Annotated in this window: 18 protein-coding genes, 2 tRNA genes and 1 other RNA gene; 11 read left to right on the top strand and 10 right to left on the bottom strand. The window is 73.9% G+C overall.

Annotated features, from left to right (window positions below; genetic code table 11):
• Positions 1-2: 2 nt before the first annotated feature.
• Entirely contained in the window at positions 3-755 is a 753-nt protein-coding gene (locus tag GCE86_RS24500) for a M23 family metallopeptidase (RefSeq protein WP_154229094.1), read from the bottom strand.
• A 210-nt stretch (positions 756-965) separates the two neighbouring features.
• Between GCE86_RS24500 and GCE86_RS24495 the strand changes: the two genes are divergently transcribed.
• From GCE86_RS24495 to GCE86_RS24485, 4 genes are all read left to right on the top strand, one after another.
• Positions 966-1,262 carry a hypothetical protein gene (locus GCE86_RS24495; RefSeq protein WP_154230655.1) on the top strand — a complete coding sequence of 99 codons (297 nt, stop codon included), beginning with the start codon at positions 966-968 and terminating at the stop codon, positions 1,260-1,262.
• Positions 1,263-1,334: 72 nt separating this feature from the next.
• Positions 1,335-1,508, top strand: coding sequence for a hypothetical protein (locus tag GCE86_RS31725; RefSeq protein WP_167537067.1), 174 nt, complete (start codon positions 1,335-1,337; stop codon positions 1,506-1,508).
• 119 nt (positions 1,509-1,627) lie between these two features.
• Complete coding sequence (locus tag GCE86_RS24490) at positions 1,628-2,155, top strand: tRNA adenosine deaminase-associated protein (protein WP_154229093.1); 528 nt, start codon at positions 1,628-1,630, stop codon at positions 2,153-2,155.
• Between the two features lie 178 nt (positions 2,156-2,333).
• Positions 2,334-2,783, top strand: a complete 450-nt coding sequence (locus GCE86_RS24485; RefSeq protein WP_192580001.1) for a nucleoside deaminase — start codon at positions 2,334-2,336, stop codon at positions 2,781-2,783.
• A 10-nt stretch (positions 2,784-2,793) separates the two neighbouring features.
• Here the strand turns inward: GCE86_RS24485 and GCE86_RS24480 are convergent, their stop codons facing one another.
• The 3 genes from GCE86_RS24480 to deoD all read right to left on the bottom strand — a co-directional run bounded on the left by GCE86_RS24480 (position 2,794) and on the right by deoD (position 4,688).
• Entirely contained in the window at positions 2,794-3,237 is a 444-nt protein-coding gene (locus GCE86_RS24480; RefSeq protein WP_154229091.1) for an acyl-CoA thioesterase, read from the bottom strand.
• Positions 3,234-3,872 (bottom strand): TetR/AcrR family transcriptional regulator, encoded by a 639-nt coding sequence (locus GCE86_RS24475; RefSeq protein WP_154229090.1) that lies wholly within the window; start codon positions 3,870-3,872, stop codon positions 3,234-3,236. Before GCE86_RS24475 ends, GCE86_RS24480 begins: the two co-directional genes overlap by 4 nt.
• Positions 3,873-3,980: 108 nt before the next feature.
• Positions 3,981-4,688 (bottom strand): purine-nucleoside phosphorylase, encoded by a 708-nt coding sequence (gene deoD, locus GCE86_RS24470; RefSeq protein WP_154229089.1) that lies wholly within the window; start codon positions 4,686-4,688, stop codon positions 3,981-3,983.
• A 75-nt stretch (positions 4,689-4,763) separates the two neighbouring features.
• On the opposite strand from deoD, the gene GCE86_RS24465 reads away from it, so the two are divergent.
• Positions 4,764-4,853, top strand: a tRNA-Ser gene (locus tag GCE86_RS24465).
• Here the strand turns inward: GCE86_RS24465 and GCE86_RS24460 are convergent.
• From GCE86_RS24460 to GCE86_RS24445, 4 genes are read right to left on the bottom strand one after another with little or no spacing between them, the layout of a single operon-like run.
• Entirely contained in the window at positions 4,832-6,979 is a 2,148-nt protein-coding gene (locus tag GCE86_RS24460; protein ID WP_154229088.1) for an NACHT domain-containing protein, read from the bottom strand. The two genes, GCE86_RS24465 and GCE86_RS24460, sit on opposite strands and share 22 nt — an antisense overlap.
• A 48-nt stretch (positions 6,980-7,027) precedes the next feature.
• Positions 7,028-7,522 carry a hypothetical protein gene (locus tag GCE86_RS24455; protein WP_420846513.1) on the bottom strand — a complete coding sequence of 165 codons (495 nt, stop codon included), beginning with the start codon at positions 7,520-7,522 and terminating at the stop codon, positions 7,028-7,030.
• Between the two features lie 32 nt (positions 7,523-7,554).
• Positions 7,555-8,169: a hypothetical protein gene (locus tag GCE86_RS24450; RefSeq protein WP_154229086.1), complete on the bottom strand. Its 615-nt coding sequence runs from the start codon at positions 8,167-8,169 to the stop codon at positions 7,555-7,557.
• A 53-nt stretch (positions 8,170-8,222) separates the two neighbouring features.
• Positions 8,223-8,744: an ArsR/SmtB family transcription factor gene (locus GCE86_RS24445; RefSeq protein ID WP_244317057.1), complete on the bottom strand. Its 522-nt coding sequence runs from the start codon at positions 8,742-8,744 to the stop codon at positions 8,223-8,225.
• Positions 8,745-8,841: 97 nt separating this feature from the next.
• Here GCE86_RS24445 and GCE86_RS24440 point away from each other — a divergent pair, with 97 nt between their 5' ends.
• A complete protein-coding gene (locus GCE86_RS24440; RefSeq protein WP_154229084.1) occupies positions 8,842-10,074 on the top strand; it encodes an MFS transporter in 1,233 nt (410 codons plus the stop codon).
• Between the two features lie 31 nt (positions 10,075-10,105).
• Here the strand turns inward: GCE86_RS24440 and GCE86_RS24435 are convergent, their stop codons facing one another.
• Together GCE86_RS24435 and GCE86_RS24430 are read right to left on the bottom strand one after the other, a co-directional pair.
• Entirely contained in the window at positions 10,106-10,849 is a 744-nt protein-coding gene (locus GCE86_RS24435; protein WP_154229083.1) for an SDR family NAD(P)-dependent oxidoreductase, read from the bottom strand.
• Positions 10,850-10,968: 119 nt separating this feature from the next.
• A tRNA-Ser gene (locus tag GCE86_RS24430) sits at positions 10,969-11,053 on the bottom strand.
• An 82-nt stretch (positions 11,054-11,135) separates the two neighbouring features.
• Here GCE86_RS24430 and ffs point away from each other — a divergent pair.
• From ffs to GCE86_RS24405, 5 genes are all read left to right on the top strand, one after another.
• Positions 11,136-11,226: signal recognition particle sRNA small type (gene ffs, locus GCE86_RS24425), an RNA gene on the top strand.
• A gap of 107 nt (positions 11,227-11,333) precedes the next feature.
• A complete protein-coding gene (locus GCE86_RS24420) occupies positions 11,334-14,264 on the top strand; it encodes a DNA polymerase III subunit gamma and tau (RefSeq protein WP_154229082.1) in 2,931 nt (976 codons plus the stop codon).
• A 107-nt stretch (positions 14,265-14,371) separates the two neighbouring features.
• Positions 14,372-14,680 (top strand): YbaB/EbfC family nucleoid-associated protein, encoded by a 309-nt coding sequence (locus GCE86_RS24415; RefSeq protein WP_030502117.1) that lies wholly within the window; start codon positions 14,372-14,374, stop codon positions 14,678-14,680.
• 8 nt (positions 14,681-14,688) lie between these two features.
• Positions 14,689-15,282, top strand: coding sequence for a recombination mediator RecR (recR, locus tag GCE86_RS24410; protein WP_154229081.1), 594 nt, complete (start codon positions 14,689-14,691; stop codon positions 15,280-15,282).
• A gap of 334 nt (positions 15,283-15,616) precedes the next feature.
• A complete protein-coding gene (locus GCE86_RS24405; protein WP_154229080.1) occupies positions 15,617-17,287 on the top strand; it encodes an ABC transporter substrate-binding protein in 1,671 nt (556 codons plus the stop codon).
• Positions 17,288-17,354 lie beyond the last annotated feature (67 nt).

Below are 17,354 nucleotides of genomic sequence, written 5' to 3'. Positions count from 1 at the left end.
GGTCAGCCGGCCGCGGCGGAGCCGCTCGGCGCCTTCGGGCAGCCGTGCCGGCGCTGCCACGCGGCCACCTCGGCGGCCGGGGAGCGGTTGCCCCGCTTGCGCCACGAGTCGAGGTACTTCGCCGGCCAGACGACGCCCCGCCGGATCCACCAGTCGTCGTGGCCCGTGCACTTCGGGGACAGACCGAAATGCAGGTGGCAGACGTTGTTGGCGTTCCCGGTGTGGCCCACCTTCCCGAGCTGCTGACCGGCCCGGACGCGGACGCCGGCGTCGACGCCCGTGGCGATCGCGCTCAGGTGCGACCCGTAGTAGCGGACCCCGTCGTCGCCGAGCAGCGACACCGACAGCCCGCCGTTGTTCGGCCCGAGCGGCCCCCGCTTGCTGAACCGGTCCACCCGGCTCACCTCCAGGATCACGCCGTCGGTAACCGCCACCACCGGCTCGCCGCAGTCGGCGAAGATGTCCGTCCCCGGGTACGCGGAGTGGGTGGGGTGGTAGTCGACGTTGCCGGCGCGGACCGGGAAGACGTGCGGCGACCCGGTGCGGCTCGGTGCCGGGGACGGCGTGGGCGAGGCGACGGGTCCGGTCGGCTGGGCGGGCTGCGCGCTGCTGGCCACCGCGGTCGGGCCCTGCCACGAGCTGCCCGGTTCCGCCGTCGGGCCGGCGTCCGGGGCGCACCCGGCGGCCAGCGCCGCCACGAGCAGCAGGACCGGGTACGCCGGACGCGCGCGGCGTCCGATCGATGGCGAGCGCATCCGGCCATCCTGGCAGACCACTACCGTAGGGACGAACGCTGCGACGCACCCGGTCCGGGGCCGTCGCTCTGCGTGACCTCGATACGTCTACGGTCCGTGAAGGGGGCAACGGTGACGAACGGGTGGCACGGCGTGGCCGGGGAACCCGGGGCGGGGCCGGTGCGCCCGCTGCCGCGTACGCCGTCGGGGCTCTTCCCGTCCGGCGCGCCGATGCGGCCCAGCTACCGCGAGCCGCACCCGGTGACCGGGCCTGGTGTCGCGATCGGCGCGGTCACCGCGTTCGCCTGGTTGCTGCTGTTCGGCCTGCTCGGGCGGGACGTGCCCGGCTACGCCTGGTGGACGCTGCTCGCCGGCGGGCTGGCCTGGCTGGCCGCCGCCGTGCTGGTCCGCCTCGGCGACCGTGGGGTGGCCACCGGGGTCGCCATCGTCACGGCGGGTGGCTGGAGCATCGCCGCGGCGATCGTCGCGGTGCGCTGGGCGCAGAGCGGCGACTGGCCGCTCTGGTGACGGTGCGTGCCGGTTCCGCTGCGTAGCGAAGACCGTCTTGACGTACGCGCGGTGACGGTTCACGCTCGCGGTATGGCCTGGATCACCCCGCCGCGGCTCGACCCCGAGCGGAGCCGCCGTCGCCTGCAGCTCCTCGCCGAGTTGGCCGGTGCCCGCACCGTGCGGCAGCGGGAGCGGCCGCAGCAGCGGGCCCACTCCGAGCGCCTGCGCGAACTCATCGCGACCCGCCGGCGCATCGCCGGCTGACCGACTTTCTCCCGGATCGGCCGGCCCTTCGGGGCGTTGACCGGTCGCCTGCCGACCCGACCGGTTAACGTGCATCGCGTGACGAGTCGGCGTGCTGCCGAGGCCAATTTGGGGGGACCGTGTCGTACTTCGCTGCTGCCGTGGCGCGCGTCGAGGGCGCCTGGACCGCCGAGGAGGTGAGCCTGCGGGGGGTCACCGACATCGAGGAGGTGGCCGACCGCATGCGCGACGTCGAGCCGGACGCCGACCTCTCCCTGATGTTCGTCGAGGCGGACGACACGTACCTGGTGATCCTGCGGCTGGACGAGGGCGAGGACCTGCGGGTCTTCGGCTCCGACTCGGCGTACGCCGAGGAGTCCCGGCTGGGCGCGCTGCTGGTCGGGGACCTGAAGACCTCGGTGACCGGGCTGGAGGACGCCGACGAGCCGCGGCCGGCCGCCGCCGGCGACGAGGAGACCGAGCAGCCGGCCGTGGACCCGGAGGCCGACCCGGTGGGCGACGCCGACATCCTCGCCGACCTGGGCATCCCGGCGCCGAAGCTGCTCGCGCTCTGCGGCCACGAGGGGATGATGCCGGCCGACGTCACCGCCGAGGTCTGCCAGGTGCTCGGCTGCGCCGACGAGGTCGAGGAGCTGCGTGAGGTCTGAGCCGCCCGGCCCGGTGTGGACCGGCGGGGCCGAGCCGGCCGACGCCACCGATCCGGCGCTGGAGACCGTACGCCCGGGGCAGCCCACCCCGGGGCGGCCGGCGCGGGTCGGTCCCGGCGCGGACGAGGGCCTGGCCGAGCCGGACGGCGTGGGCCGGCGGCAGCGCCACGAGCTGTGGATGCGCCGGGCCCTGGAGGTGGCGGTGACCGGCCCGGACGGGGTCCCCGGCGACGGCGAGGACGCCGTCGAGGACGTCCCGGTCGGCGCCGTGGTCTACGGCCCCGACGGCGCCGAACTGGCGATCGGCCGCAACGAGCGGGAGCTCACCGGCGACCCGACCGCGCACGCCGAGGTGCTGGCGCTGCGCCGGGCCGCCGAGCGGCTGGGCCGCTGGCGGCTGGAGGGCTGCACCCTGGTGGTGTCCCTGGAGCCGTGCACGATGTGCGCGGGCGCCATCGCGCTGGCCCGGATCTCGACGGTGGTCTTCGGCGCGTGGGAGCCGAAGACGGGCGCGGTCGGCTCGCTCTGGGACGTGCTGCGCGACCGCCGCCTCACCCACCGCCCCGAGGTGTACGGCGGGGTGCGGGAGGCGGAGAGCGCCGCCCTGCTGCGCGCCTTCTTCCGCTGACCGTGCCCGCTCAGACCGCGGCCGGCGCCGGGCGGAGCAGGGTCTCGGCGACGGCGCGGGCCGCGTCCGTCCACGCGGTCGGGCGCAGCGTGGCGGGGTCCAGCCGGACGATCGACCGGGTGCCGTCGGCGTGCAGGACGCCGCCGTCGACCGAGCGGAACTCGAAGGCGTAGCGGGCGCTGCTGGTGCCGAAGTGCTCCAGCCAGAAGTGCACCGCCACCGGACCGACCCCGGTGACCGGGGCGCGGTAGGTGATGGTGAACTCCCGGACGGCGTGGAACACGTCGGGGGCGGCGTGCACGTCGCCGCGGAAGGCCACGCCGCGCTCGGCCCAGTAGGGCGTCAGGGCGCGCTCCAGCAGCACCGCGTAGCGGGCGTTGTGCAGGATGCCCATGGCGTCGAGGTCGTCGAAGTGCACCGGGACGTGCTCGACGTGCCCGAACTGCTGGCTCATGACTGGCCTTCCGGTAGCAGGGCCGGGTCGGGGCAGAGCGCCCGTAGCCGGTTCAGCAGGCCCTGGCGGGCGTGCCGGTAGGTGGCGTCCGGGTCGAGCATCCGGGACCGCATGACGGCGCTGATCCCCAGCGCGTCGATCTCGTACGCCAGCAGCGGCACGTCCAGGCCGGCGGGGAGTTCGCCGAGGTCGACGGCCTCCTGCACGAGGCGTTCGAGGAACGTGGTCCACCGGCCGAACGCCTCGGCGAGCCGGTCGCGGACCGGGCCGGGGCGGGCGTTGTACTCGAACTCGGTGTTGGCGAAGAAGCAGCCGCCGGGGAGGACGCGGGCGGCGTAGAACTCGATCCGGGCCTCGTGCAGCGCGCGCAGCCGGCGGACGCCCCGGGGGGCGCGCAGGGCCGGGGCCACGATGCGCTCCTCCCACTGCGCCACGGCCCGGTCGACGGTGGCGAGTTGCAGTGCCTCCTTGGAGCGCCAGTGCGCGAAGAGGCCGGACTTGCTGACCCCGAGCCGGTCGGCGAGCTGGGCGAGGGAGAGGCCGTCCAGGCCGACCTCGGTGGCCAGCGCCACGGCGGTGTCCAGCACCGCGGTGCGGGTGCGGTCGCCGCGGGCGACCCGGCCGTCGATGGTCATGCGAGCAGCGTAGCGAGAAAAAGACCGACCGGTCGTGCTTATTTTGTGTGACCCCGGTAACGCGACCGCCCCGCCACCTGGGCGGTGGCGGGGCGGACCAGGGCCGGGTCAGGCGATGACGGTGTCGAGGGCGATCTCGACCATCTGGCCGAAGGTCTGCTCGCGCTCCTGCGACGTGGTCTTCTCGCCGGTCTTGATGTGGTCGCTGACGGTCAGGACCGTCAGCGCACGGGCCTTGAACCGGGCCGCGATCGTGTAGAGCGCCGCCGACTCCATCTCCACCGCGAGCACTCCGTAGTCGGCGAGGGCGTCGTAGAGGTCCGGCCGGTCGGTGTAGAAGGCGTCCGCCGCCAGGATCGGCCCGACCCGCATGGTGATGCCGCGCCGCTCGGCCACCTCGACCGAGGTACGCAGCAGCCCGAAATCGGCCACCGGGGCGTAGTCGATCAAGCCGTCGAACCGCATCCGGTTCATGTTCGAGTCGGTGGACGAGCCGATCGCCGCCACCACGTCGCGCAGCTGGAGGTCCTCGGTCAGGGCGCCGCACGAACCGACCCGGATCAGCGTCTTCACGCCGTACTCGTTGATCAGCTCGTGGGCGTAGATGGAGGCGGACGGCATGCCCATGCCGGAGCCCTGGACGGAGACCTCGACGCCGTTCCAGCGGCCGGTGAAGCCCAGCATGCCGCGAACCGTCGTGTAGCAGCGGGCGTCCTCGAGGTAGGTCTCCGCGATCCACTTGGCCCGCAGCGGGTCGCCCGGCATCAGGACCCGCTCGGCGATCTCTCCCGGCTCAGCGCCGATGTGCGTACTCATGGCAAGGATCCTGCCAGGCCGGGTCGGGGGATACCGGTTCGGCGTCCAGACCCGTGGTCCTGTACCCTACTCGGCGGTGGCGTGTCCGAGTGGCCTAAGGAGCACGCCTCGAAAGCGTGTGAGGGTTTACGCCCTCCGCGGGTTCAAATCCCGCCGCCACCGCCAACCGTCGAAGCGCCCGGGACATCCCGGGCGCTTCGCCGTATGTTCTCCCTCCGGGCCTGCGTGGCGCGGAGCCGCGGGATCGGCCTGCCGGCCTCGGCGCGCTCGGCGAAGTGATCCAGCAGTTGCCGGTGCACGAAGATGTAGCCGTCGCCGACCTGGCGCAGGAAGAGGCACTGCACCGCGTGGTCGAGGAACGGCAGCAGCGGGTACGGCACCAGGCCCTCCCGGGCGAGTCGCCGCCGGACCAGGGTCTGCTCGACCATCGGGGTTAACGCGACCACGGTGAACAGCGCGAGTGCCGTCCCCCCGCCGAGCAGCACCGCGAAGCGGAGCGCCTCGGCCGTCCCCCGGGCCAGCGCGACCGGCACGAAGCCGAGCACGCCGACCATGACGCCGAGCGCCACGAGATCGGCCGCCATGACGGTCAACCGTTGCCGCAGGAGCGGGCTCGGCAGCTCACGGCGGCCCGCGTCGGGCGGCAGCGGCCGGAACCGGAGCCGCACCTGGGTGCTGTCAAGGGCGATCAGGGCGATCACCGTGGCGAGGAAGAACCCGCCGCCGTAGCCGAGGCCGGCGGCCCAGCTCGGCCCGCCGGGGGCGAACCAGCCGATGAGCACGCCGACGGCCACGCCCGCGACGAGCGCCGCGACCTGGATGAGCCGTTCCAGCTCGGCGACGCTCGCCGTCCAGGCGGCCGCCCAGCTCTCCGGTCGCCGTTCGTCGCGGTCCCGGATGGTCGAGGTCAGCTCGAACAGGTCGGCGTAGTTGACGGTGTGCATGAGCACGGCCAGCCCCAGCAGGCCGCCGGCGACCACGAGCCCGGTCACCGGGCCCAGCGCCCAGCCCGCCGCGACGAACACGGCGGCCAGCGCGGCGCAGCCGAGCAGCCGGGCGAGCGCCGTCGAGGTCCGCCACGCGGCCGGCCGCCGGGCCGACCAGGACTCGTCGATCATGTCCAGCACGAAGACCGTCTGGTCGCGTTGGCGCAGCATCCGAGCGAGGGTGGCGAGGTGGCCGGCGGTCCGCTCGGGGCGGTACCGGGGATGTGGCCGGCGGCGCAGCATGGTGTCGACGTACCGGGTGAAGAGCCGTTCGCGCCCGGAGCCGGCGTCGCCCCGGTCAGGTCCGGCGTCGTCCGGGTCCGCGTACGCCAGGGCCATGATGCTGAGCATCAGCGGCGAGTCGGCGAGCTTCCACAGCTCGGGGTCGGCGTCGAGCGCGGCCCGCAGGCCGGCCAGCCCCGGCCGGTCCACGTACCGCCCGATCTGCGACCGGTCCAGCGGCTGGATGGCGACCGTGCCGTAGAGGGGCAGCGCCGACCGGAGCCGGGCGTACTCCGCCTGGCGGCAGCAGACGGCGATCGGGGTGAGTGGCTGCCGTTGGTGGAACGCGGCGATCGCCTCGGCGCACTCGTCACGGTGCTGCTCGCCGACCTCGTCGAGGCCGTCCAGCAGCGGCAGGATCTCCCCGGCCGCCACCCAGGCGGCCGCCTGCCCCGCTGGGATGCCGTACCGCTCGGTGAGCTGCTCGACCAGCCACCGGTCGAGGGGACGGCGGAGGGTCGCCCAGGAGGACAGGTTGAACACCGCCGGGATCGGAGCGTCCGGGTCGTGGTCGGCACGGTCGAGCAGGTCCCGCGCGAGTTCCAGCAGCGTGGTCGTCTTGCCGGCGCCGGGTGCGCCGACGATGACCACCGCCTCGTCGAGCTGGTCGAACAGCGCCGACATCGAGGTGCGGTCGTCCAGCGAGCCGGTGAAGCCGTCCCGGTGGCTGGCCTGCAGGCTCCACGGGTGCCGGCGGTCGTCGGCGGTCGCGGCGATGCCCAGCTCGATCCGCGCCTCCTCGTAGAGGGAGCGGTCGAGGACGCTGGTCACCCAGTAGCGACGGACCCGTTCCAGCAGCACCCGGCGGGCCCGCGCCGCGCCGGCGGTGCCGGACCGCCGCGGCTCCCGGCCGCGCTGCACCTCGATGAGCACCAGGACCGCCACGAGCAGCAGCACCAGCGGCCAGGCCAACCATAGGTACGGGGACCAGCGCGCCGGCAGCGCCCCGGTCGCGACGTTCGTGGCCACGCCGAGCAGGGCCACGACGACCACCGACAAGCCGACCATGACCACCCGACGCATGCGTCGTCTCTACCGTCCGCGCGGGTGTCCGCACAACCCGCGCCCCGGTCAGCAGGGGCCGTAGCCCTCGTCGAAGAGGCGGCGGGCCCAGTCCGCGTACCCGGCGATGATCTTCCGGACCGTGGCGCCGTCGTGGAGGAAGAGGTACGCGCGGTCGCCGCTGCGGGCGAGCAGCCCGTCGAACCGCTGCATCCCCTGTGGAGCGTCGAGGGCGACCACCGACGGGTACGCGTCGTGCACCGCGTCGACCGGCGTGCCGACCGTGATCCCCTCGGGGGTGCTCATGGGGTCGTCGAGCCAGAGCAGGACGAGCCGGTCGTCGACGAAGATCGGGCTGACCGAGCCGTGCCCGGCCAGCGTCGGCCCGCAGGCGTCCTCGTCCGTACGCAGCAGGCCACGCCGGGTCAGGTCCTCCTCGGTGGCGCCGAACGCGGCGTTGCCCAGCCCGTCGAGGCTCACCACCTCGGCGGCGCCGACCGGCCGGGCCGGCACGTCCGCCCCCTGTGGACGGACGCCGCTGCCGGCGATCGAGGCGGCCGCCATCAGCGCGGCGATGAATCCGAATTGTCGCAGTTTCATGCAATCCCCCAGTCCCCAACGGGACCGGGGCGAGGAGGTTGCTGCTGCTGGTCGGATTGCCGCAGCTCCCACTCGTCGGCCAGCTCGTCCCAGTAGTCGGCGGAGAGCCCGCGCCGGCCGTGCGCCAGCCAGCCGGCCGTCTCGCGCTCGAGGTGCAGGCCCAGTTCGGCGAACGGGTCGATCCACGGCCCCGGCTCGACGCCCAGCCGGGCGAGCGCCGCGTTGATCGGCCATTCGGCGCGCGGCCGGTCCAGCCGGTCGTCGAAGCAGGGCCCCCAGTTCGGCTCGCCGCCCAGCCAGACCGCCGCAGCCTGGTGGCCCAGCCCGCCGGTGAACTCCGCCTCCAGGTACGCCACCGGCCCCGGCCGGGACCAGCGGGCGAGCAGCTCCGACAGGGCGGGCGAGAGGACGAGGTGGAAGGGGTGTTCCGCCGACGGCTCGCCGGTGGCGAAGTCCGGCAGCCGGCCGGTCAGCTCCTCGACCAGTTGCGGGGTGACCGGCAGCAGCGCGAAGTCCTGGCGGAGCGCGGCGAGGACCGCGTGGTCCAGCCCGGCGGTCTGCTCGCGGAGCAGCTCGACGTCCGCGACCACCGCGCTGAGCTGGTAACTCATCCATTCCCCTCGGCGTCCACAGGCTGTGGATGGAACATGTGTACGACGGCCGGTCAGCCCTCGGCGGCCGGCGGCGGGTCGGCCATCTCGAAGGCCATGAGGGTGGCGCCCACCCGGACCGTACCGGGAGCGTGCGGCGGCTGGGCGGCGTCGTGCAGCTCGGTCATGATCGCGTGCAACCGGCGGCGCGCCGCCGCCCAGGCGTCGGGGGACACCCACAGCTCCGCGTCGGTGGTGACGCCGGGCGTGCCGGGGGCGCGGTGGGCCACCCGGTCGAGCAGGTTGCGGGCGAGCGACTCGGCGAGCAGCGGCTGCCCCTCCTGCTGCTCGGTGAGCCAGGGGCCGCGTACCGCGCGGTAGCGGCGTTCCCGGCCGCCGCGCCGGGCGCGCACGTCGGCCAGCTCGACCAGGCCGGCGGCGTCCAGCCGGCGCAGGTGCTGGCTGGCCAGGGCGTGCGAGATGGCCAGCTCCCGGGCCAGCGCGGCGGCGGAGAGCGGCGCGCTCCAGAGCAGCGAGAGCATGCGCAGTCGTACCGGATGGGCCAGCGCGCGCAGGCGCGGATCGGTGGTGCTCACGGCCGCCATTGAACCGCACCCGACGGGAGCGCCAACCCCCAAGCATTGACTTGGGGGTCGGGTGTGGACAGAATCGGCACCGCACGGGGGAGGTGCCATGAGCTGGGGTACGACCAGAGTGCTGGGCAACCGCGACGCGGGCCGCTACCTGGCCGCCGTCCTGGTGTCCGGCTTCGGCACGGCGGCCATGCTCCTGGTGGCCGGGATCTGGGTGAAGGACCTCACCGGGTCGAGCAGCCTGGCCGGGCTGGTCACGCTGGGCACCTGGGGGCCCACCCTGGTCGCCCCGCTCATCGGGGTGCTGGCCGACCGGTTTCCCCGCCGGCCGCTGCTCGTCGTGCTGCACCTGGCCATGGCCGCCCTGCTGCCGGTGCTGCTGCTGGTCGACTCCGCCACCCGGGTCTGGCTGATCTTCGCGGTCACGGTCGCGTACGGGGTCAGCTTCGTGCTGATCGACTCGGCCGAGGCGGCGCTAATGCCGGCCGTGGTCCCCGGCGAGTTGCTCGGCGACTTCAACGGGCTGCGGACGACGGTCAACGAGGGCATGAAGCTGGTCGCCCCGCTGGCCGGCGCCGGCCTCTTCGCCGCGTACGGCGGGCATCCCGTGGTGCTGCTCGACGCCGCCACCTTCGCGCTCGCCGCGCTGCTGCTCGCCCTCATCCGGGTACGCGAGACGGCCCCACCGCCCCGCGAACCGTGGACCCGCCAGCTCGCCGAGGGGCTGGGCCACCTCCGCCGGCACGCCGCCCTGCGGCACCTCGTCGCCTGCACCGGCGCCGCCATGCTGCTGATCGGGCTCAACGGCGCCCTCGCGTACGCCGTGGTGGACGACGGTCTGCACCGGCCGCCGGAGTTCAACGGGGTGCTTGGCACGATGCAGGGCGTCGGCTCGCTGGTCGGTGGACTGGCCGCCGGGACGCTGCTGCGCCGGCTCGGCGACCGGCGGGTGACGGCGGTGGCGGTCGCGCTCCTGGCCGCCGGCCTCGCGCTGCGGGCCGCGCCCGGTCTGGCCCCGGTGGCCGCCGGCACCGTGGCGGTCGGCGTCGGCGCTCCGCTGGTGCTGATCAACGTCTGGACGGCGGTCCAGCGGGAGACACCCAACGCGCTGCTGGGGCGGGTCTCCGCGACCGTGAACACGCTGACCTTCGGCCCCGGCACGCTCGCCGTGCTGGCCGGCGCGAGCCTGCTGGCCTTCGCCGACCACCGGGTGATCCAGCTTGCCGGGGCGGCCGGCGCGCTCCTGCTCGCCGGCTGGGCCCTGCGCGGGCCCCGTCCCGCCCCGCCGCCGGCCGCCGCCCCGCGCTCGGACACGTCGCCGGTCAGCTCGTGAAGCCGCCGTCCGCGTTGATCGTCGCGCGGGGTCAGCTCGTGAAGCCGCCGTCGGCGTTGATCGTCGCGCCGGTCACGTACCCGCCGTCCGGCCCGGCCAGGAAGGCCACGACCGCGGCGATCTCCGCCGGGTCGGCGTAGCGGCCCAGGGCCGTGAAGGCGCGGATGACGTCCGCGTTCGGCCCGTCCGCCGGGTTCGCGTCGGTGTCGGTCGGCCCGGGGACGACCAGGTTCGCGGTGATCCCCCGGCCGCCCAGTTCCCGGGCGAGGCCCCGGGTCAGGCCGGTCAGGGCGGTCTTGCTCATCGAGTAGAGGGCGAGACCGGGGAACACGGCCCGCTCGGCCACGTTGCTGCCGATGTTCACGATCCGGCCGCCGTCGGTCAGGTGCCGGACCGCCGCCTGGGCGAACACGAACGGCGCCCGCACGTTGACCGCGATGGTCCGCTCGACCTCGTCCGGGCCCAGCTCGGTCACCGGGCCGGTCAGGAACACGCCGGCGTTGTTGACCAGCACGTCGAGCCGGCCGAACTCGCCGGCGACCCGGTCGACCGCCGCGCGGGCCGCCGCCGGCTCGGCGCTGTCGGCCCGTACCGCCAGGGCCCGCCGCCCGACCGCCTTGATCTGCTCGACCAGCTCGGCCGCCCGGTCGGCCCGCCGCTCGTAGGTGAGTGCCACGTCGGCGCCCTCCCGGGCCAGCCGCAGGGCCACCGCCGCCCCGATACCGCGGCTGCCGCCGGTCACCAATGCCACTTTTCCGTCCAGAACTCCGTTCATGCCACCAGCCTGGTCGGTGGCGGGCGGCGAGTCTGGCGGCGATCAGACGCGGCGTTCGCGCGGCTCAGGGAACGACGAAGGGCCGGCCCCACGGCGAGAGCCGGCCCCTGCGTCGACGGCGGAGGATACGAGATTCGAACTCGTGAGGGTGTTAACCCAACACGCTTTCCAAGCGTGCGCCCTAGGCCTCTAGGCGAATCCTCCGCGAGCCAGGATACAGGTCCCCGACCGCCGGGCCACCCCACCACCCCCTGAAGATCCACCCCGGGTCGGGTAGGCTAGGCGGCACCCCCCGTGCGGCGTGCATCTCGTGAACCTCCCCAGGGCCGGAAGGCAGCAAGGATAAGCGGGCTCTGACGGGTGCACGGGGGGCCTTTCTGTCTCCGGGTGCCGGTAACGTCCCTGCGGGTCAGGTCACGGGGTGGTGGGTGGTCACCCGGGGCCGACCGGCGCAGAATGGCTCGGTCGAGAGGAGGCGGGACGGGTGGCACTGGCCCTTTACCGCAAGTACCGGCCCCGTACGTTCGCCGAGGTCATCGGCCAGGAGCACGTGACCGAGCCGCTGTCGCAGGCGCTGCGCAGCGGGCGGCTCAACCACGCCTACCTCTTCTCCGGCCCCCGCGGCTGCGGCAAGACCTCCAGCGCCCGCATCCTGGCCCGCTCGCTCAACTGCGAGCAGGGGCCCACGCCGGAGCCGTGCGGGCAGTGTGAGTCGTGCCGCTCGCTGGCCACCGACGGCGCCGGCTCGATCGACGTCATCGAGATCGACGCGGCCAGCCACGGCGGCGTCGACGACGCCCGCGAGCTGCGCGAGAAGGCCTTCTTCGCGCCGGCCCGCAGCCGCTTCAAGATCTATGTCATCGACGAGGCGCACATGGTCTCGTCGGCCGGCTTCAACGCCCTGCTCAAGCTGGTCGAGGAGCCCCCGGAGTACGTCAAGTTCATCTTCGCCACCACCGAGCCGGAGAAGGTCCTCGGCACGATCAAGTCGCGGACCCACCACTACCCGTTCCGGCTCATCCCGCCGAAGGTGCTCCGGCCCTACCTGGAGCAGCTGACCGAGGCCGAGGGGGTCAAGGTCGAGCCGGCGGTCTTCCCGCTGGTGGTGCGCGCCGGTGGCGGCAGCGCCCGGGACAGTCTCTCCGTGCTCGACCAGCTCATCGCCGGCGCCGGCCCCGAGGGGGTCAGCTACGCCCGGGCCGCCGCGCTGCTCGGCGTCACCGACTCCGCGCTGATCGACGAGATGTGCGACGCGCTGGCCGCCGGTGACGGCGCCGCCGCGTACGCCACCGTCGACCGGGTCGCGGAGGCCGGGCACGACCCGCGCCGGTTCGCCTCCGACCTGCTGGAACGGCTGCGCGACCTGATCGTCATGCAGCAGGTGCCGGACGCCGCCGCCAAGGGCCTCATCGACGGCCCCGACGACCAGATCGAGCGGATGGCCGCCCAGGCCCAGCGGCTCGGCCCGGCCACCCTGTCCCGCTGCGCCGACATCGTGCACAACGGCCTGGTCGAGATGCGCGGCACCACCGCGCCCCGGCTGCTGCTCGAGCTGATCTGCGCCCGCATGCTGCTGCCGGGCGTGGACGACTCGTCCGGTGGCCTGCTCCAGCGCCTCGAGCGGATGGAACGCCGGCTCACCCTGGGTGGCGCCGAGCCGCCGCCGGCCGCCGCCGGCTCCGCGCCGGTCGGCTCCGCCCCTGGGGTACGCCCGGCGCCTTCCGCCCCGGCCGCGGCTGCCGCCGCGCCCGACCCGGAGACCGCCGGCACGCCGGCGGCTGCCGGTGCCCCGACCGGGGCGGCCGCCGCCCGCGCCGCCGCCGCGGCGGCCGGTGCCCGCTCGGCCCCGGCGGCCCGCCCGGCCGACCCGGCCGAGAGCGGTCCCGCCCAGCCCGGTCCGGGTGTCCGTCCCGCGGACAGCTCCGGTCGGGCCCGGCCCGCCCCGGGCCCGACCGACCCGGCGTCCGGCGGTCCGGCGTCGGGTGGCTCGACGGCTGGCGGCTCGACGGCCGGCGGTGCGACCTCCGGCGCGGCCCGGCGGCCGGTCCCGGCCTCGGCGGTGCTGCCCGATCCGGCCACCCCCGAGCCGCCGCGCCCCGGTGCGGCCCCGGCCGGCGCTCTGGACGCCGTCGCGGTGCGCCGGGTCTGGCCCGAGGTGGTCGGCAAGGTCAACCGGAGCAACAAGCGGATCGCGGCGCTGATGCGGGACGCGGTGGTCCGCGACCTGGACGGCGACACGCTGGTGCTGACCGTGAAGTCGACGGTGCTGGCCAAGATGATGGCCGACCACGCCGCCGTGCTGACCGACGCGCTCTACGAGGAGCTGGGCGGCCGCTGGCAGATCCGGTGCGAGGTGGCCGGCGAGCGGGGTGCGGCCTCGCTCGGCGGCCCGGCCCGGCCCTCGGGCTCGTCCCGTCCGGCGCCGGAGGCCACCCCGGCACGCCCGGCGGCCGGCCCGGACAGCGCGGATGCGGCACCAGCCGCCGCGGGCCCGACCCGGACCGCCGGCTCGTCCGGCGCACCGGGGAGCCACGTGGGGGGCCGGCCCGGGGACATGGCCGGCCCGTCCGGTGCTTCCGGGAACCAGGCCGGGGGGCGGCCCGGTGCTTCCGCAAACCAGTCCGGGGGGCGGCCCGCAAACGACGCCGGCCCGTCCGGCTCCGCGGCGAACCCTGTCGGCGGCTCGGCCGGGAACCCCGGCCCGTCCGGTGGGGCCGCCCGCGCGTCGGCGCCGTCCGGCGGTCCCGCCCGCCGGCCGTCCGGCCCGTCCACACCTGGGACGGCTGCTGGCGGGGACGACGACGAGGAGGACTGGCCGGAGCCGGCCCGACCGGGAGGCGCCGGCCAGCCGACCGGTGACGGCGCTGCCCCGACGGCTGCCGCCGACGCTGACGACTGGCCCGAGGCCGCCCGTCCGGGTGGCGCGGCAGCCAGAACCACGGCTGCCATCTCGGCGACCGCGACGACCGAGACGACCGCGACGACAACGGTCGCCACCGCGGCGGGCGGCACCGCGCCCGTCGTACCGAAGCCGGCCGGACCGGCGGGCACCCCGGCGGGCGGTGGCACGCCGAAGAACAGCGCGATCGCGGCGGCCCGGGCGGCTGCGGCGGCGGCCGCCGCCGGTGGTGGCCCCGGCAAGGGTCCCCGGGCGGCGCAGGCGGCCCGGAAGACCGCCGACGCCGACTGGGCCGGTGAGCCGCCCTACGACCCCGACTACGACGGGCCGGTCGGCAACCGGTCGGCGGCGCCGGCCCCGGCGGCACCCGCCTACGAGGGCTTCGATCCGGGCGACGAGCCGCTCGACGACGTGATCGACGAGCGGACCGCCCGGCAGTCCAGCGAGGAGCAGGCGGTGCAGCTCCTCCGCGAGGCGTTCGGGGCCGAGAAGATCAACGAGGTGGACGCGCGGTAGCGCGCGTCGACCGCCGAGGAGCAGTGCCGCCGCCCGACTAGGCTGGGCGCGGCCGATCAGACGAGTGCGAGAAGGAGCCATCCGTGCGCCCAGGTGGACAGCCGAACATGCAGCAGATGCTGAAGCAGGCGCAGAAGATGCAGCAGCAGATCGCCAAGGCCCAGGCCGAGCTGGCCGAGGCCGAGCTGACCGGCACCGCCGGTGGTGGCCTGGTCACCGCCACCGTCGCGGGCACCGGTGAGCTGAAGGCGATCAAGATCGACCCGAAGGCGGTCGACCCGGAGGACGTGGAGACGCTGGAGGACCTGGTCGTCGCCGCCGTGCACAACGCCGCCGAGGCGGCCCGGGAGCTGACCGAGAAGAAGATGGGCCCGGTCGCGGGCGGGATGGGCGGCCTCGGCCTGCCCGGGTTCTGAGCCGGCAGATGTACGAGGGTGCCATCCAGGACCTGATCGACGAGCTGGGCCGGCTGCCGGGCGTGGGCCCGAAGAGCGCCCAGCGGATCGCGTTCCACGTCCTCTCGGCGGACCCCGCCGACGTCAACCGGCTGGCCGGTGCGCTGCGCAAGGTCAAGGACCTGGTGCGGTTCTGCACGACCTGCTACAACGTGGCCGAGTCGGAGCAGTGCCGGATCTGCCGTGACCCGCGGCGCACCGACGAGGTGCTCTGCGTGGTCGAGGAGCCGAAGGACGTCGTGGCGATCGAGCGGACCGGCGAGTTCCGTGGCCGCTACCACGTGCTCGGCGGCGCCATCAATCCGCTGGAGGGCATCGGCCCGGACAACCTGCGGATCCGGGAGCTGATGACCCGGCTGGGCGGGGGCACGGTCCGCGAGCTGATCCTCGCCACCGACCCGAACACCGAGGGCGAGGCGACCGCGACCTATCTGGCGCTCATGGTGAAGCCGATGGGCATCGCGGTGACCCGGCTGGCCAGCGGCTTGCCGGTCGGTGGCGACCTCGAGTACGCCGACGAGATCACCCTGGGCCGCGCGTTCGAGGGCCGCAGGGCGATCTGACCGGAGCGACGACCAGGCCGGCCGGTCCCCTTGCGGGGGCCGGCCGGCGTCGTTCCGGCATCCGCAATGTGGGACGGGTGCGATTCGCCACGTGCTCGTCGGTCGGCGGACGACTGCCCCGTTTTGCGGTGATCCGTCCGGTCCCACTATCTGCTCATGGCTGTGACAGTCCTGTTTGTCGGGAGATCGCGGGCTGTCAGACCCGGCCACTTGGTGTCGGCTTGGTAGCGATTGCCTCGCGGGCGTTCCGCATCTTGTGTGTCGTGTCATAGCCTCCCGCACACGGACTGAGTCACAGCTCGGCGTGAACACATGCGCATGACAGAGGTGAGAGATGCAGGCGAGCAGGCTTAAAGCGGCCGTGGCCCTCGCGGCCGCCGCCGCTCTGGCGGTCGGAGCGTCCGGCTGCGCCAAGAGCGAGCGCGACGACGACAGCGGTGCGGCGAAGACCGGCGGCACCTTCGTCTTCGCGGGCGCCGGTAACCCGAAGAACTTCGACCCGATCTTCAACGACGACGGCGAGTCCTTCCGGCCGATCCGGCAGATGTACGACACCCTCGTGCAGAACAAGCCGGGCACGGCCGATCTGCAGGGCGCTCTGGCGGAGAGCTGGGAGCACGACCCCGAGGGCAAGGTCTGGACCTTCCACCTGCGCAAGAACGTGAAGTTCCACGACGGCACCCCCTTCAACGCCGCCGCGGTCTGCTTCAACTTCGACCGCTGGTTCAACATGAAGGGTGCCGCCGCCCAGTCGCAGATGATCTACTACTCGGACGTCTTCGGCGGCTTCGCCAAGAACGAGGCCGAGGGCGTGGGCGAGCCGGTCTACAACAAGTGCGAGGCGAAGGACGACGGCACCGCCGTCGTCACGATGAACCGGTACAAGGGCGCCTTCCCCGGCGCCTTCGCGCTGACCGCGCTGTCGATCGCCAGCCCCGAGGCGCTGAAGAAGTACGACGCTGACACCGTGAAGCAGAACGGCGACTCGTTCGAGTACAGCGCGTTCGCCAACGAGCACCCGGTGGGCACCGGCCCCTTCACCTTCGGCGGTTGGGACAAGGCCAAGGGTGAGATCACCCTGAACCGGAACCCCGACTACTGGGGCGAGAAGGCCAAGGTCGACAAGCTCGTCATCAAGATCATTGAGGACGAGAACACCCGTAAGCAGGAGCTGCGGGCGGGCACCGTCCAGGGCATCGACTTCCCGGCCCCGGCCGACCGGAAGGCGCTCGCGGGCGAGGGCTTCCAGGTTCTCGACCGCCCGGCGTTCAACATCCTCTACCTCGGCTTCAACCAGAAGAACCCGAAGCTGAAGGACCTGCGGGTGCGCCAGGCGATCGCCTACGCCCTCAACCGTCAGGCGCTCGTCCAGACCAAGGGCCCGGGTGGCACCAAGGTCGCCGACGAGTTCATGCCGGACACCGTGCTCGGCTACGCCTCGGACGTGCAGAAGTACGACTACAACGTCGACAAGGCCAAGCAGCTGCTCAAGGAGGCGGGCGCCGAGAACCTGACGCTCAACTTCTACTACCCGACCGACGTCTCCCGGCCGTACATGCCGAACCCGCAGGAGATCTTCACCGTCCTGGCCAACGACCTGCAGGCCGTCGGCATCAAGGTCAACGGTGTGGCCCGCCCGTGGAACGGTGGCTACAAGGACGACGTGCAGCAGTTCGGCAAGCACGACCTGCACATTCTCGGCTGGACCGGTGACTACAACGACCCGGGCAACTTCGTCGGCACCTTCTTCGGCCGCGGCAAGGTCGAGTTCGGCGACCAGGCGATGACCGAGATGTTCGACGCCATCACCAAGGCCGACGCGACGGTCGACGAGGCCGGCAAGAAGGCCGCGTGGGAGCAGGTCAACCGCGACATCGCCGCCAAGTGGCTGCCGGCCGTGCCGGTCTGGCACGCCCCGCCGGCCATCGTGGTCACCAAGGACGTCAAGGGTCTGGTCGCCAGCCCCCTGACCGACGAGCGGTTCAACACCGTCAGCGTCGGCTGAAGCGCCACTGACCGCTGACGCCGTACGCGGAATCGGCCCGGGCCGGGCTCTCTCTCCCGGCCCGGGC

Source organism: Micromonospora terminaliae (assembly GCF_009671205.1).
In the GTDB taxonomy this organism is placed as follows: Bacteria; Actinomycetota; Actinomycetes; order Mycobacteriales; family Micromonosporaceae; genus Micromonospora; species Micromonospora terminaliae.
The sequence above is the reverse complement of the archived record's forward strand: the minus strand, read 5'-3'. Positions and strand labels throughout refer to the sequence as shown.